The 13,519-nt window shown below is 62.9% G+C and carries 12 protein-coding genes; 11 read left to right on the top strand and 1 reads right to left on the bottom strand.

What is annotated here, in order from left to right; translation table 11 throughout:
* Positions 1-126: 126 nt before the first annotated feature.
* From VFE81_RS28470 to VFE81_RS28490, 5 genes are all read left to right on the top strand, one after another.
* On the top strand, positions 127-1,188 hold the full coding sequence (locus tag VFE81_RS28470) for a porin (protein WP_325047771.1): 1,062 nt from the start codon (positions 127-129) through the stop codon (positions 1,186-1,188).
* A 110-nt stretch (positions 1,189-1,298) separates the two neighbouring features.
* On the top strand, positions 1,299-2,537 hold the full coding sequence (locus VFE81_RS28475; RefSeq protein ID WP_325047772.1) for an MFS transporter: 1,239 nt from the start codon (positions 1,299-1,301) through the stop codon (positions 2,535-2,537).
* 58 nt (positions 2,538-2,595) lie between these two features.
* Positions 2,596-3,708 (top strand): class II histone deacetylase, encoded by a 1,113-nt coding sequence (locus tag VFE81_RS28480; RefSeq protein ID WP_325047773.1) that lies wholly within the window; start codon positions 2,596-2,598, stop codon positions 3,706-3,708.
* Between the two features lie 278 nt (positions 3,709-3,986).
* Positions 3,987-4,802, top strand: coding sequence for a MoaF C-terminal domain-containing protein (locus tag VFE81_RS28485; protein ID WP_325047774.1), 816 nt, complete (start codon positions 3,987-3,989; stop codon positions 4,800-4,802).
* Positions 4,799-5,602, top strand: coding sequence for an SDR family oxidoreductase (locus VFE81_RS28490; RefSeq protein WP_325047775.1), 804 nt, complete (start codon positions 4,799-4,801; stop codon positions 5,600-5,602). The genes VFE81_RS28485 and VFE81_RS28490 overlap by 4 nt, the downstream gene beginning before the upstream one ends.
* An 8-nt stretch (positions 5,603-5,610) precedes the next feature.
* Here the strand turns inward: VFE81_RS28490 and VFE81_RS28495 are convergent, their stop codons facing one another.
* The gene (locus tag VFE81_RS28495) at positions 5,611-6,396 is read right to left on the bottom strand and encodes an SDR family oxidoreductase (protein WP_325047776.1); all 786 of its coding nucleotides are present in this window, start codon (positions 6,394-6,396) and stop codon (positions 5,611-5,613) included.
* Between the two features lie 232 nt (positions 6,397-6,628).
* Here VFE81_RS28495 and VFE81_RS28500 point away from each other — a divergent pair, with 232 nt between their 5' ends.
* The 6 genes from VFE81_RS28500 to VFE81_RS28525 form a co-directional block, all read left to right on the top strand.
* Positions 6,629-7,378, top strand: coding sequence for a helix-turn-helix transcriptional regulator (locus tag VFE81_RS28500; protein ID WP_325047777.1), 750 nt, complete (start codon positions 6,629-6,631; stop codon positions 7,376-7,378).
* A gap of 12 nt (positions 7,379-7,390) precedes the next feature.
* Entirely contained in the window at positions 7,391-7,831 is a 441-nt protein-coding gene (locus VFE81_RS28505) for a hypothetical protein (RefSeq protein WP_325047778.1), read from the top strand.
* A gap of 231 nt (positions 7,832-8,062) precedes the next feature.
* Positions 8,063-9,562: an aldehyde dehydrogenase family protein gene (locus VFE81_RS28510; RefSeq protein WP_325047779.1), complete on the top strand. Its 1,500-nt coding sequence runs from the start codon at positions 8,063-8,065 to the stop codon at positions 9,560-9,562.
* Positions 9,563-9,617: 55 nt separating this feature from the next.
* Positions 9,618-10,958, top strand: a complete 1,341-nt coding sequence (locus VFE81_RS28515) for an aspartate aminotransferase family protein (protein WP_325047780.1) — start codon at positions 9,618-9,620, stop codon at positions 10,956-10,958.
* Between the two features lie 266 nt (positions 10,959-11,224).
* Positions 11,225-12,166, top strand: a complete 942-nt coding sequence (locus tag VFE81_RS28520; RefSeq protein WP_325047781.1) for a helix-turn-helix domain-containing protein — start codon at positions 11,225-11,227, stop codon at positions 12,164-12,166.
* Positions 12,167-12,459: 293 nt separating this feature from the next.
* On the top strand, positions 12,460-13,519 hold a 1,060-nt coding region (locus VFE81_RS28525; protein WP_325047782.1), incomplete at its 3' end, for an APC family permease.

A 13,519-nucleotide genomic window follows, 5' to 3' on the forward strand; every position in this document is an offset into this window, starting at 1 on the left:
ATACCGTTCATCTGGACGTCTATTCAGCGCAATTGCCGCTACCGACACTGCCGTTGCACTCGATGAGGGATGCAGCCCGCAGCAACGGACACATTACAAAAACATCAGACGGTTTGGAGCTTCTCGATGAAACGAAACGTATCACGGCAGCGCAGCGGTCGACGAAAGACGCTTGCGGCATTGAGCGTGGCGGCTGGCTTCTGCGCCACGACCGCACACGCGCAATCGAGTGTCACGCTGTACGGTTTGATCGACGCCGGCGTTCAGTACCGCACGAATGCGGACGGGCAGCACAGCGCTGTCAACTTGCAGAACTACGGGGTGTTGCCGTCACAAATCGGGTTGACGGGCACGGAAGACCTGGGTGGCGGCTTGCAGGCGATCTTCCGCCTCGAGCAGGGCATCAACGTGAACGATGGTACGGCCACGGTGCCTGGTTACGCATTCTTTCGCGGCGCTTACGTCGGGTTGACCGGCAAATTCGGCACCGTCACGCTCGGGCGGCAGTTCAGCGTGCTGTTCGACCGCACGGTTTTCTACGACCCGCTGCTGTACGCGGCGTACAGCGGCCAGGGTGTGCTGGTGCCGCTGTCGGCCAACTTCATTGATAACTCGGTGAAGTTCAAAACCGCGGATTACGGCGGCTTCAGCGCCGAAGCGTTGGCGGCGACCGGTGGTGTGGCCGGCAATTCGCGCTCGGGCCGGGTGCTGGAAATCGGCGCGCAATACGGCGGCAACGGCTATGGCATCAGCGCGGCGCTGCATCGGGCGCAAGGCACGGCGTCGGGGGAGGTGGATACCTCGGGACTGCAGCAGACCATCGGCACGCTGGCCGCGCATTGGGACATTGCGACGCTTTCGCTGTACGGCGGCGCTGAGCGGCAAACCGGATCGCTCGCGCCGTCGAAAACCGTGGCGTGGGGCGGGGCGCGTTACCAGGTCAACAATTTCGTCGGCCTCGCGGGCGGCGTCTATCAGACCTGGTCGAACACGCCGAGTGTCGGTCATCCGACGCTGTTCATCGCGAGCGGCACTTATGCGCTGTCAAAGCGCACGGTGGCGTATGTGAATCTCGGCTACTCGCGTAACAGCAGTGAAAGCTCGCAGCCGGTCTATGAATACGACGCAACGCCGCTCGATGGCGCCTCGCAGTTCGGCGCGATGCTCGGCATGTATCACACGTTCTGATTGGCCGCCGCTGGCGTAGCGTCTCAGTGTCGACAACGCCGGCTTGTATTCGCCTCTCATAGGCCGCGTATCGGCCTTCGTTGCAACCGCAACCGTTACCTCTGAGCCCCATGAAAACTTCTTCGACATCTTCATTTGCCACGGCCGCCGCTGCTGCCGCGGCGCCTACGGCCGTGCCGCGCGAATTCGCGACGTCCACGCTGCTGTCGCTGGTGGTGTTTGCTGCGATCACACCGTTGTTGCTGCTGGTCGCGCCGGCAGTCGCTGCGCAACTCGGCGGACAGCTCGGTTTGAGCGCCTCGCAGATCGGCACGTATTTCTTCGTCGAACTCGGCGCGTTCAGTTGCGCGACCTTGCCATCGCTCTTGTGGCTGGGACGAGTCGACGCGCGCCGGGTCGCCGCAATCGCTACGGCGGTGTTTTGCGTCGGCAATTTCGCCACGGCGGTGCTGATGCCGGGCTTTGTCGTGTTGCTGGTGCTGCGTGCGTTGACTGCGCTCGGCGGCGGCACGCTGATGGTGCTGTGCATGACGAGCGCGGCGACGAGCGGCAATCGCGACCGCGTGTATGGCTTGTGGGTGGTGGGCCAGCTGGTGGCCGGTGCGCTCGGCCTGTTCGTGCTGCCGCATCTGTTCGACGCGTTCGGTTTGCGCGCGCTGTATGTGGTGCTGGCCGTGCTCGCGCTGATCGCATCGCCGCTGACGCGTGGCTTCGATCCGGCATTGGGCGGGGCGAGCGGCAAGCAGGTGCAACAGGCTGGGTCCAGCGTCAACCGTGCAGGCAGCACGTGGTTTCTCGCGACGCTGGTGATCGGCGGCGTGCTCGCTTTCTATGTGGCAATCGGCGGCGTCTGGACGTTCGCGAGCAAGGCGGCGTCGCTCGCCGGACTCGACGCCGGCCACACCGGCGAACTGCTGGCGACCGCGAGCGTGATGGGAATTGTCGGCGCGGCAAGCGCGTCGTTCATCGGCAACCGGATCGCGCGTGCCGCGATGCTGCTGACGGGTTACGCGATCCTCGTCGCAGCCCTGCTCGGTCTGTCGGCGCATCCCGGTTCGACGGGCTACGCCGCCGCGATTTTCGCCTTCAAATTCGCGTGGACCTTTGTGCTCCCGTTCATCCTCGCCGCAGCCGCAAAAACCGACACGTCGGGGCGTTTGATCGCCACGCTGAACTTCGTGATCGGCGCGGGGCTTGCGGTCGGTCCGCTGATCGCTGGGCTTCTCCTCGACGCGGGTGTGGGACTCAATACGTTGTTTCAGGGCGCGGCGGTGATCTGCGCGTTGTCTTTCGTTTGCCTGCTACGTGTCGAGCGTAGCGGGCTCGAAGTGCCGGGCGCGCGTCGGTGACCGTGCAGTCGAACCCGGTCGATTTAAATCCGCAGGTGAACTACAGGTAAGAGACATCATGAGCAAAACAGCATTTTTCACGGATGAACGCACCTTCTGGCATACGGGTGGCACGCATGCACTGTTCTTTCCGGTCGGCGGCTGGGTGCAGCCGCCATCGAGCAGCGGTTACGCGGAATCGCCCGATTCGAAACGCAGGCTGCTGGCGCTGATCCAGACCTCGGGGCTGGCGGCGTCGCTCGACATGCAGGGTGCGGAGCTTGCCACTGAAGAAGATTTGCTGCGCGTCCATCCGCGCGATTATCTGAACCGCTTCAAGGCGCTCAGCGACACGACCGGCGGCGATCTGGGTGACCTCGCACCGTTTGGCAAGGGCAGCTATGAGATCGCTGCGCTTTCGGCAGGGCTTGCCATCAGCGCGATTGACACCGTGCTCGACAAACGGGCAAGCAACGCATTCTCGTTGTCGCGCCCGCCTGGCCATCACTGTCTGCGCGACAAGCCGATGGGCTTCTGCCTACTCGCCAATATTCCCATTGCGATCGAAGCAGCCCGCGCGAAGCATGGCGTCGAACGCGTTGCGGTGATCGACTGGGATGTCCACCACGGCAATGGCACGCAGTCGATCTATTACGACGATCCCAACACGCTGACGATTTCGCTGCATCAGGACCGCTGCTTTCCGCCGGGTTACTCCGGCGCGGACGAGCGCGGCACGGGCGCGGGCGTGGGTGCCAACGTGAACATTCCGTTGTTGCCGGGCGGCGGCCACGACGCCTATCTGTATGCGTTCGAGCGCATCGTGCTGCCCGCGCTCGACGCGTTCAGGCCGGATCTGATCGTGGTGGCGAGCGGGCTCGACGCGAGTGCGGTCGATCCGCTCGCACGCATGCTGCTGCACAGCGAGAGCTATCGCACGATGACACAACTGATGCGCGATGCCGCTGAACGTTATTGTGGTGGGCGTCTGGTGATCGTGCACGAGGGTGGGTATTCGGAAGCGTACGTGCCGTTCTGCGGGCACGCCATTGTCGAAACGCTGGCGGACGTGCGTACGCAAGTGACCGATCCGATGCTCGATCTGGCGATCGCGCAGCAGCCTAACGAGCGTTTCAAGGCGTTTCAGCGTGGGCTAATCGATGAGATGGCCGGCGAGTTTGGGTTGCTGTAGGGCGTTTGACGGCTCTGACGAGTCTAGGACCTCCGAGGCGTCTAAAGCCTCCGAAGCGCCAAAAGCCTTCCGAGGCCTCCAAAGCCTCGGAAGGCTGCAGGACCATGGGCATGGGGTCTTTCAGGCGTTTTGGCCCGCCCAAAGCCACAGGTGTTGTCATCCTTATGGTCGATGCCGCCGCGCCCGCGGTCTCCGTACAGTAGTCACAGGCGCCGCGGCCTGGCGCTCGATGCGAATAGCGCCGCGGCAAATCATCAAACTACTGGAGCCATACAAACATGACATCTCAACCCGTTTTCATTCAGGTCGGCGCGCTGGCTGAAGGTTTCGCACCCGACAGCCATATCCTGCCGCCCGTCGACGATCTGACCGGCCGCACGTTGAAGCTCGAATTCGCCGATGGCCCGGCCGAGACGTTGACGTTCGTCTCCGCCGGTGTGCTGCGTACGGAAAACGGTCAATTCGAATGCCGGGTCACCTCGGTGCGCGACGGCATTTACTTCGTCGATTACATCGGCGGCGGCGATGGATCGAGGCCGGCGGCGACGAGCTACGTGCTCGATGTGAAACAGGGTTTGTGCACCACAATGGTCGGCACCTTGCCAAATGAAAGCGAAGCCCGCACTGATGCGTTCACGCGTGTCGAGCGAGGCATGGAGTTGACGGGCGTACAGGCGCAGTTCCGTTACGGCAGGATCGCGCAACAGGGCGCTAACGCAGGGACAGACGCGGCGTTGCATCATCCGACTCGCGAGCTGATCGGTATGCGCAACCTGTACACGTATAGCGCCACGGAGCAGTACGAACACGTCTATCTGAACGACAACTTCTATGCGTGGCAATGCCTCTCGGGCGTGGAAGCCGGTCTCGCCGATGTGGACCGTTGCCACTACATCGCCATCGCCAAAGATCTGTACCTGTTCGTCTGGCGCGAAAAAATCGTTCCGACACTCGGTGTCGTGATGATCGACCTTGAACGCAAAAAAACCGACGGCAAGATTTTCGGTTATCAGGGCAATCAGTTCGACTCGCTGTCGAATTTCCCGGTCGGCGCGCTTGCCCAAGTGCTCAACGTGACGCGGCATCCGCAATGAACGACGCCGCGCAGCCTACGACGAGCGTGCGTGATTTCGCCGGCAAGGGGGTGCTGGTGACCGGTGGTGCGCAAGGCATCGGACGTGGCATTGCCGAAGCGTTTGTCGCGCGCGGCGCCTGCGTGGCGATCGCGGATCTGCGCATCGACGCGGCCACGGAAGCGGCGCAACGTCTCGCGCAGCAGGGCGGCGTGGCCCGCGCGTACGCGGCGGATATGGCCGAGTACACGCAGATCGGGCGCCTCGTTGCCGATGTGGAAACGGACTTCGGCAAGCTCGATGTGGTCGTGCACAACGCGGCGTATTTCCCGCTCACCGCCTTCGATGCGATCACGCCCGCGATTCTGCAGCGCACCTTCGCCGTCAATCTCGCCGCGCTGTTCTGGCTCGCGCAGGCGGCGACGCCCGCATTCATCCGGCAAGGCGGCGGGCGGATGCTGGCGACCTCATCGGTGACGGGGCCCCGTGTGGCATATCCGGGGCTCGCGCACTACGCGGCGTCGAAGGCGGGCGTGAACGGCTTCATTCGAGCCGCAGCGTTGGAGCTGGCGAAGCACCGGATCACGGTCAACGGCGTCGAGCCCGGCATGATCCGCACGCCCGCGATGGGCAATCTCGGCGACGACGCGCACAACCGCCGTATCGAACAGGCGATTCCGCTCGGACGCCTGGGCGAACCGTCGGATATCGCGGCGGCCATGCTGTTTCTGGCGTCCGACGCGGCCTCGTACATCACCGGTCAAACCATCGTGGTCGACGGCGGTGCGACCTTGCCGGAGTCGACCGCCGCGATGAACTAAGACCCCGCTTACATATGGTCGAACGCAAGCGTCGGCACGTCGACGATCGAGGAACCGCCGTCGGCAACGAGGGTGGCGCCAGTGATGATCGACGCAACGGGCGATGCCAGAAACTCGCATACGCCCGCGATTTCTTCTGCGTGTGCGGGACGGCGCAACGGCACATCGGCGCAGACGCGCTGATAGGCCGCGTCGAGCGTTTCGTCGTAGCGCTGCATCAACGGCTGCATTTCCGCATCGGCCATCGGCGTGCGGACCCAGCCGGGGCATACCGCGTTGACGCGCACGCCATGCGGGCCGTAGTCGCGGGCGAGCGAGCGCGTCAGGCCGATCAGCGCGTGCTTCGACGTGGTGTAGCCGCACACAGCGGGCCCCGCCGCGAGCGAAGCGATCGAGGCGACCAGCACGATTGCGCCGCGCCGTTCGATCAGATCGGGCAGGCAGGCGCGGGCGGCGACGAAGGCCGTGTCGAGATTCGCGCGCATCGCGGCGGACCAGGCGTCGTCGTCGGTTTCGGTGGCTGTGCCCATGCCGAAACCGCCGGCGCAGGCGATCAGTGCATCGATAGCGCCGCCGCCGGCCTTGATCGCGGCGATGAAGCGCTGCCAGTCGGCGGCGCTGGCTGCGTCGCCATCGAGCGCCAGGCCGCCGGTTTCGCGTGCCACCCGTTCGAGTGGTTCGCGGCGCCGGCCGATCAGCGCCACGCGCGCGCTGCGCGAAGCAAACAGCCGGGCGCAGGCTTCACCGATACCGGTGCCTGCGCCTGTGATGACAACCGTGCGTTGTTGGGACATGGCGTTCCTTATGAACGTAATTGAGCGTGACTGGACGTGATCTGGCGTGCTGAAAGGAGTGAAGTGTGTCTCCAGAGTCTAGACACGGTGGGCGTACCGCGGAATCAGGCAAAAGGATGACAGCGCAACCGTCGTTTGAGTGCGCGAGGCGCGTCGATTTGCCAATTCGTGCTCACGCAACGGAATCGCACGTTCGTACGATGGTCTTGAGCTGGTGAACCGGGAGAGCGCCATGTTGAACACGATTCGCGACGAAGCTGCGTCCCAAAGCGCCTTCATGCCCGCACTGGGCGCCGCTGTGAACGCGCTCGCGCAACTGGTGCGACCCTCGGCGACGGTCTTCTACTGGGTCGGCGCGGACAACGAACCGTCGGGCTTCGAGCTGTTCGGCATGACCGAGACGATGCATCGCACGTATTTGCAGCGTTACTGCACGCTCGATCCGATGCATCCATCGCGTTTTTCCGCGCAGACAGGCAGCGTGATTACGCTCGCGGGTGCGCTGCCCGAGACTGTGCGTGGCGGCTCGGTGTACTGGCGGCGTTTCCTGAATCCACATCAGGTGGTCGATGTGATGGAGGTCCTGCTGCGTGACGACGCGCGAGGCACACGAGGCACGCGTTCGGTGGCCGCGTTTTCGCTGTTGCGCATGGCGCCCGCGGAAGCATTCTCCGAAGACGATCAGCGGCACGCGAGGGCGGTGCAACCGCTGCTGGAAGCCGCGCTGGTGCCCGCGCTGCGCGATCAGCGGCCAATGCGCACGCACCTGCGCCACGACGGCGACGCCCACACCGATATCCGTCCGAACCTGACGCATCGCGAACAACAGATTGCGCGCCTCGTGCGCAACGGTTTGTCGAACAAGGAGATTGCACGCGACCTCGCACTCGCGCAGCCCACCGTCAAAACCCATCTGTTGCGCATGTTCCGCAAGCTCGGCGTGTCGAGCCGCACGGAAATGATCGGCGCGCTGTTTCTATAAAGGGCCGGCGCCATGATCGACACCTGGCCGATGGGTGGCACACGCGTCGAACCGGTTGAGGCCGATGAGCCGATGCTCCTCTACGCCGTCGCGGCCGTAGCGGTGGAACGCGCCGACAGCATGCATGGCGCTCGCTGGTTCCAACGTCGTCAGGCCGCGCTGGCCGCCGTGATCTCTCGCGAAGAAGACGTGTCCGACATTCTGCTGCGTTTGCCGGATAGCTGGAACATCGTCGATGGCGCGCGGTGCGTCGGGTTGCATGACGACGTCGACATTCTGAGCGGTGATCCGCGCTTTAACCGTGGTTTCGTAGAAACGAATTGCGCAATTGTCGGCCATAGCGATGGTGTGCGTTTTGCGCTGTTCATGCAGATCAATGCGGCCGAAGCGGTGCTATTGCCCGAACGGCTGTTCGTGCAGCGCGAGGCATTCGAGTGTTGCCTTTACGCGTGATCCGGGGCGTACCCCGGGCACGTACACGCAAGTAATTAACCGCAGGAAAGTAACGCTAGCGTGTAACCCCACATGCAACCGCAAGCGAGCGCTAGATGTTTTCCCTTAAGCGCGGTGCGCCTGCCGATTAGCGCTAACGGTGGACAAACCGGCGTGCCACCATTCTTCAACACGATGGCCTCCGCGGCCATGAATCGGATAGCAACGAGACATCAACGAGAGGCCCAGGATATGAGTAACGATGCAACGGTTGTCGTCAGCGATGCGGTTCGCGCATTCGTGCAGCGCGATTTCGGCCTGTTTATCGGCGGCGCGCAGCAACACGCGCATTCGGAGCGTCGTCTGGACGTGTTCAATCCGGCGAGCGGCGAACGCCTTGCGACCGTAGTGGACGCGGACGCAACCGACGTCGATCACGCGGTGAGCAACGCGCGCGCCGCGTTCGATGCGCGCGTATGGAGCGGCCTGCGTCCCGCCGATCGCGAGCGCATTCTGCTGCGCTTTGCCGACCTGCTCGAAGCCAATGCCGAAGACCTCGCACAACTCGAAACCTTGAATCAGGGCAAGTCGATCAACATCGCCCGCACGGTGGAAGTGGGCGCGACGATCGAATATGCGCGCTATATGGCGGGTTGGGCGACCAAGATTACCGGCGAAACGCTGGACGTATCGATTCCGTTTCCGCCCGGTACGCGCTACACGGCGTTTACGCGCAAGGAGCCGATCGGTGTGGTCGCCGGCATTGTGCCGTGGAATTTCCCGCTGATGATTGCCGTATGGAAGCTGGTGCCGGCGCTTGCAGCAGGGTGCACCATCGTGATCAAGCCATCGCCGGAAACGCCTTTGACGGCATTGCGTCTCGCCGAACTGGCGCTCGAAGCCGGTGTGCCTGCGGGCGTGTTTAACGTCGTTACCGGTGGCCGCGAATGCGGGGCCGCGCTGGCGGCGCATCCGGGCATCAGCAAGATTTCGTTCACCGGCTCGACGCCGACGGGCAAGCTGGTCGGCACAGCCGCCGTGCAGAACATGACGCGCTTTTCGCTGGAACTCGGCGGCAAGAATCCGGCGGTGATGCTCGCCGATATCGACGTCGAGCAGGCGATTCAAGGCGCGCTGGCTGGGGGCTTCTTCAATCAGGGACAAGTGTGCGCGGCGGCTTCGCGCATTTACGTGCATCGCAGCAAGTACCGGCAAGTGGCGGAAGGTCTCGCCGATATCGCCAACGCCATGACGCTGGGACCTGGCCTCGATCCGGCTGCGCAGATCAATCCGTTGGTGTCCGCGCAGCACCGCGACCGTGTCATGCAGCACATCGCGCGTGCTCAGGCCGCCGGCCTGAAGTTTCTTGCGGGCGGTAAGCCGGTGGATCTGCCGGGCTACTACGTTCGCCCCACCGTCATCGCCGACGTGCCGCACGACGCGGCAATCGTGCGGGACGAAGTGTTCGGTCCCGTGCTCGCCATTGTCCCGTTCGACGATCCACTCGAAGCGCTGCGTCTCGCCAACGATTCACCGTACGGCCTCGCCGCGAGCCTGTGGAGCAACGACCTTAAGACCGTAATGAACCTCGTGCCGCAGATCGAGGCCGGCACCGTGTGGGTCAATTGCCACGTACCGCTCGATCCGGGCATGCCGTTCGGCGGCTTTAAACAATCGGGCATCGGCCGAGAATTCGGCAAGTACGCCATCGAAGGTTTTACGGAAACCAAGTCCGTGTGCATCGCGCATTGAGCCGAACGCAGTCACACGAACCTACCAACAAACTGGACTTTACGGAGTAAGCACTATGGGAACGAACGATTCCGCCTTCTGGCATCCGATGCAGCACCCCGCTGAAATGCAGCAGCGCGAGCCGATCCGTATCGTGCGCGGCGACGGCTGTTATGTGTTCGACGATCGCGGTAATAAGCTCGTCGACGGCGTGGCCGGTCTCTGGAACGTCAACGTCGGCCATAACCGGCGTGAAGTGAAGGACGCGATTGTGCGTCAACTGGACGAGCTCGAATACTTCCAGTTGTTCGACGGTATTTCGCATCCGCGCGCCGAGGAATTGTCGAGAGTGCTGATCGATATGCTCGAACCGGAAGGCATGCGCCGCGTGATCTACAGTTCGGGCGGCTCGGATGCGGTCGAATCCGCGTTGAAGCTCGCGCGTCAGTACTGGAAGTTGCAAGGCGAGGCGGACCGCACCAAGTTTATTTCGCTGAAGCAGGGCTATCACGGTACGCACTTCGGTGGCGCGTCAGTGAACGGCAACACTGCGTTCCGTCGCAATTACGAGCCGAATTTGCCGGGTTGTTTTCATGTGGAAACGCCGTGGCTTTATCGCAATCCGTTCACGCAGGATCCCGCCGAGCTCGGCCGGATTTGTGCCGAAATGCTGGAACGAGAGATCATTTTCCAGAGCCCCGACACGATCGCCGCGTTCATCGCTGAACCGGTGCAGGGCGCGGGCGGCGTGATCGTGCCGCCGGAAAACTACTGGCCGCTGATTCGTGAAGTGTGCGACAAGTACGGCATTCTGCTGATCGCCGACGAAATCGTCACGGGCTTTGGCCGGACCGGCAATATGTTCGGCAGTCGCGGATGGGGCGTCAAACCCGACATCATGTGCTTCGCGAAGGGTATTTCTTCAGGCTACATTCCGCTTGGTGCAACCGCGTTCAACGAGCGTATCGAGCAGGCTTTCATGAACAATGCGAATTTCACCGGCGCGTTGATGCACGGCTATACCTATGCGGGGCATCCGGTTGCGTGCGCGGCGGCGCTGGCCAACCTGAAGATCGTCAAGGACGAGAACCTGCCGGACAACGCCGCGCAGCAGGGCGCGCATCTGCTCGAAGCGCTGCGGCCATTCACCGAACGCTATGCGGCAGTGGGCGACGTGCGCGGCAAGGGCCTGATGGTCGCGCTCGATCTGGTGAAGTCGAAGGAAACCCGCGAGCCGATCGACCCGACCTCGGGCTATGCCAACGCGGTGGCCGAAGTGGCGCGCACGCACGGCGCACTGGTACGGCCGGTCGGCACGAAAATCATCCTGTCGCCGCCGCTGGTGATCGAACCGGCGCAACTCGACGCGCTCGTCGGCGCGTTGGCCGCGGGCTTCGATGAAGTGAAATTTGCATAATTGACTTGGTCAAGTGTTGAGGCGCGCTGCAGAATGCACCCGTGCATTCCGGGTTGGGGCAGCGCGCGGTGAAACTGAATCCGTGGACGTGTCGCCGTTTTTTAAAATCGCGCCACATCCGCCAGCCTGGAATAACATTGCTTCTTCATCTGCAGAGAGAGACCCCGCGAGGCGCGGCTTTCGTCTGCATCCAGGTTGGCGTCCGCTACGACAGGCCGGGCCGTCATCGCATGAATGTAGCCTGTTCAGAGTAGGCGGGAGGGGACATGGACTTCCGGATCAGTACGCTTGCCGACGTGCACGATCATTCGCTGGCGGTGAGCGGCTGGGAGCAGGTTTATCGTCAGATGACGCCGGGCCGCTTCCAGAGCACGCTCGTGCAGGCGAGTTCGAGCGACTTTCATTTCTTTCGCGAAACCACCAACCGCCGGGTGGCGCAGTATGGCGTGTCGCCGGCCGGTCTGGCTTCGATCGCGGTGCCACTTTATGCGCCGCTCGTCGGCACGTTTCAGGGGCGGCGCGTGGATGGATACGCGCTGCTGCTGCTCGGTGCGGGCGAGGAATTTCGCTTCTACACGCCGGAGTCGATGCACTACGCCGGCATCAGCGTCTCCGCCGAAATGATGGACGAACTGCTGAGCGTGACGGTGGGCGAACACGCCGGCCGTCAGGTAAAAGGCGGTGTGCTGGCACTTTCCGACGAGCACGGAGTGATGCTGCGTGAGCGGCTTGCACCGTTTCTCGACTCCGCCGAGCACAATACCGCCGCGTTCGCGCATCCCGCCGCGACCAAAGTATTCCGCGACGAGATGATCAGCGTTCTGCTCGGTCTGATCGAAAGCGCGTCGCAGACACCGCCGCGAGACCTCACGCACACCACGTATAGCGACGTCGTGCGGCGCTGCGAGCGTATTCTGCAGGACAACGCCGACCAACCGATCACCGTGCTCGATCTGTGCCGCGCGCTGCGGTGCAGTCGCCGGACCTTGCAAACCAGCTTTCAGCGCGTGGCCAACGTGACGCCCGTCGAATACCTGCGCTCGATCCGGCTCAATGCCGTGCATCGGCTGCTACGCATGACGAGCGCGGAGGAGCTCCTGATCGGCGATGCCGCGTGCCGCTGGGGTTTCACCCACCTTGGCTATTTCGCCCGCGAATATCGCGACCTGTTCGGCGAATTGCCGTCGCAGACGCCGCGCTTGAGCTAACGTCCAACGCGCGTTTTCAGGGGCGCGTGAGCGAGTGGCCCTCCTTGTCTGATTCTCACTCATGAACGAATCCCGTTTGCGGGCGTGCTTGCGCGCTTCCCGCCCGATCTTTCACGTCCAGATTCGATGCCCTGTTGGCTGCGTCAGCGACGCCTAGGCGTAAACCCAAGTTCGCGCTGCCTTGCCGATTTGTGCTCTCACTCGGCATTTTTGGCTTTCTACAGTGCATCAACACTTGCACTGCGTCCGACTTCGTCGTGATGCAGACGAAAGAAAATCCAGGAGCCGAAAACATGAGCGTCGTCGCTGAACCGTCACCGTCCACCGAGTTGCGCAAGGGGGCGTTGGGACTGGGCTTCATCATCTTCTTCGTGATCTCGGCGGCCGGCCCGCTGGTCGCAATCGCGGGCGGCTTTCCAATCGGCATCATGCTCGGCAACGGCGCGGGCACACCGGCCTTGCTGGTCGCCACAGTGGTGATCCTGCTGATGTTCTCCGCCGGATATACGGCAATGTCGCGGCACGTGACCAACGCTGGCGGCTTCTATGCGTTCACGGCTCGCGGTCTCGGCGGCACCGCGGGCGGCGCGGCGGCTTTGATCGCACTGCTCGGCTACAACACGATGCAGATCGGTCTGTACGGCATGTTTGGCGCGGTGGCCTCGGGTTTCCTGAACACGCACTTCAACCTCAATGCGCCGTGGTGGATCTGCTCCCTCGTGGCGATGGCCAGCATTGGCGTATTCGGCTACCGGCAGATCGATCTGTCCGCGAAGGTGCTTTCGCTGCTGGTGTTCGGCGAATACATCGTCGTGTTGATCCTCGATCTGGCCATTCTGAAAAGCGGCGGCGACAGCGGCATCAACGCAGCTTCGTTCACGCCGCATACCTTCATGAGCGGCACGCCGGCAATCGGCTTCCTGTTCTGCTTCGCGAGCTTTATTGGTTTCGAAGCGACCACGATCTATAGCGAAGAGGCGAAAGACCCGCAACGCACGGTGCCGTTGGCCACCTACATTTCGGTGCTGCTGATCGGCGTGTTCTACGCGTTTTCCGCCTGGTGCATGGTAATCGGCGCGGGCAGCGACAAGATCGTCAAGACGCTCACCGCATTGAGCGATCCGACCACGTTCCTCTACACGCTCTCCGATCACTACGCCAACAAGACACTGACCACGGCAATGAGCGTGCTGTTTATCACAAGCGTGTATGCGGGCTTGCTGGCTTTTCACAACTCAGCGTCGCGCTATTTCTTCGCAACGGGCCGTGAAGGTTTGCTCCCGCAGGCGCTCGGCCGCACGCATCGCGTTCATTGCAGTCCGCATATCGGCTCGCTTTTGCAAACGGCGGTGG

It is taken from the genome of Paraburkholderia sp., assembly GCF_035656215.1.
Lineage (GTDB): Bacteria > Pseudomonadota > Gammaproteobacteria > Burkholderiales > Burkholderiaceae > Paraburkholderia.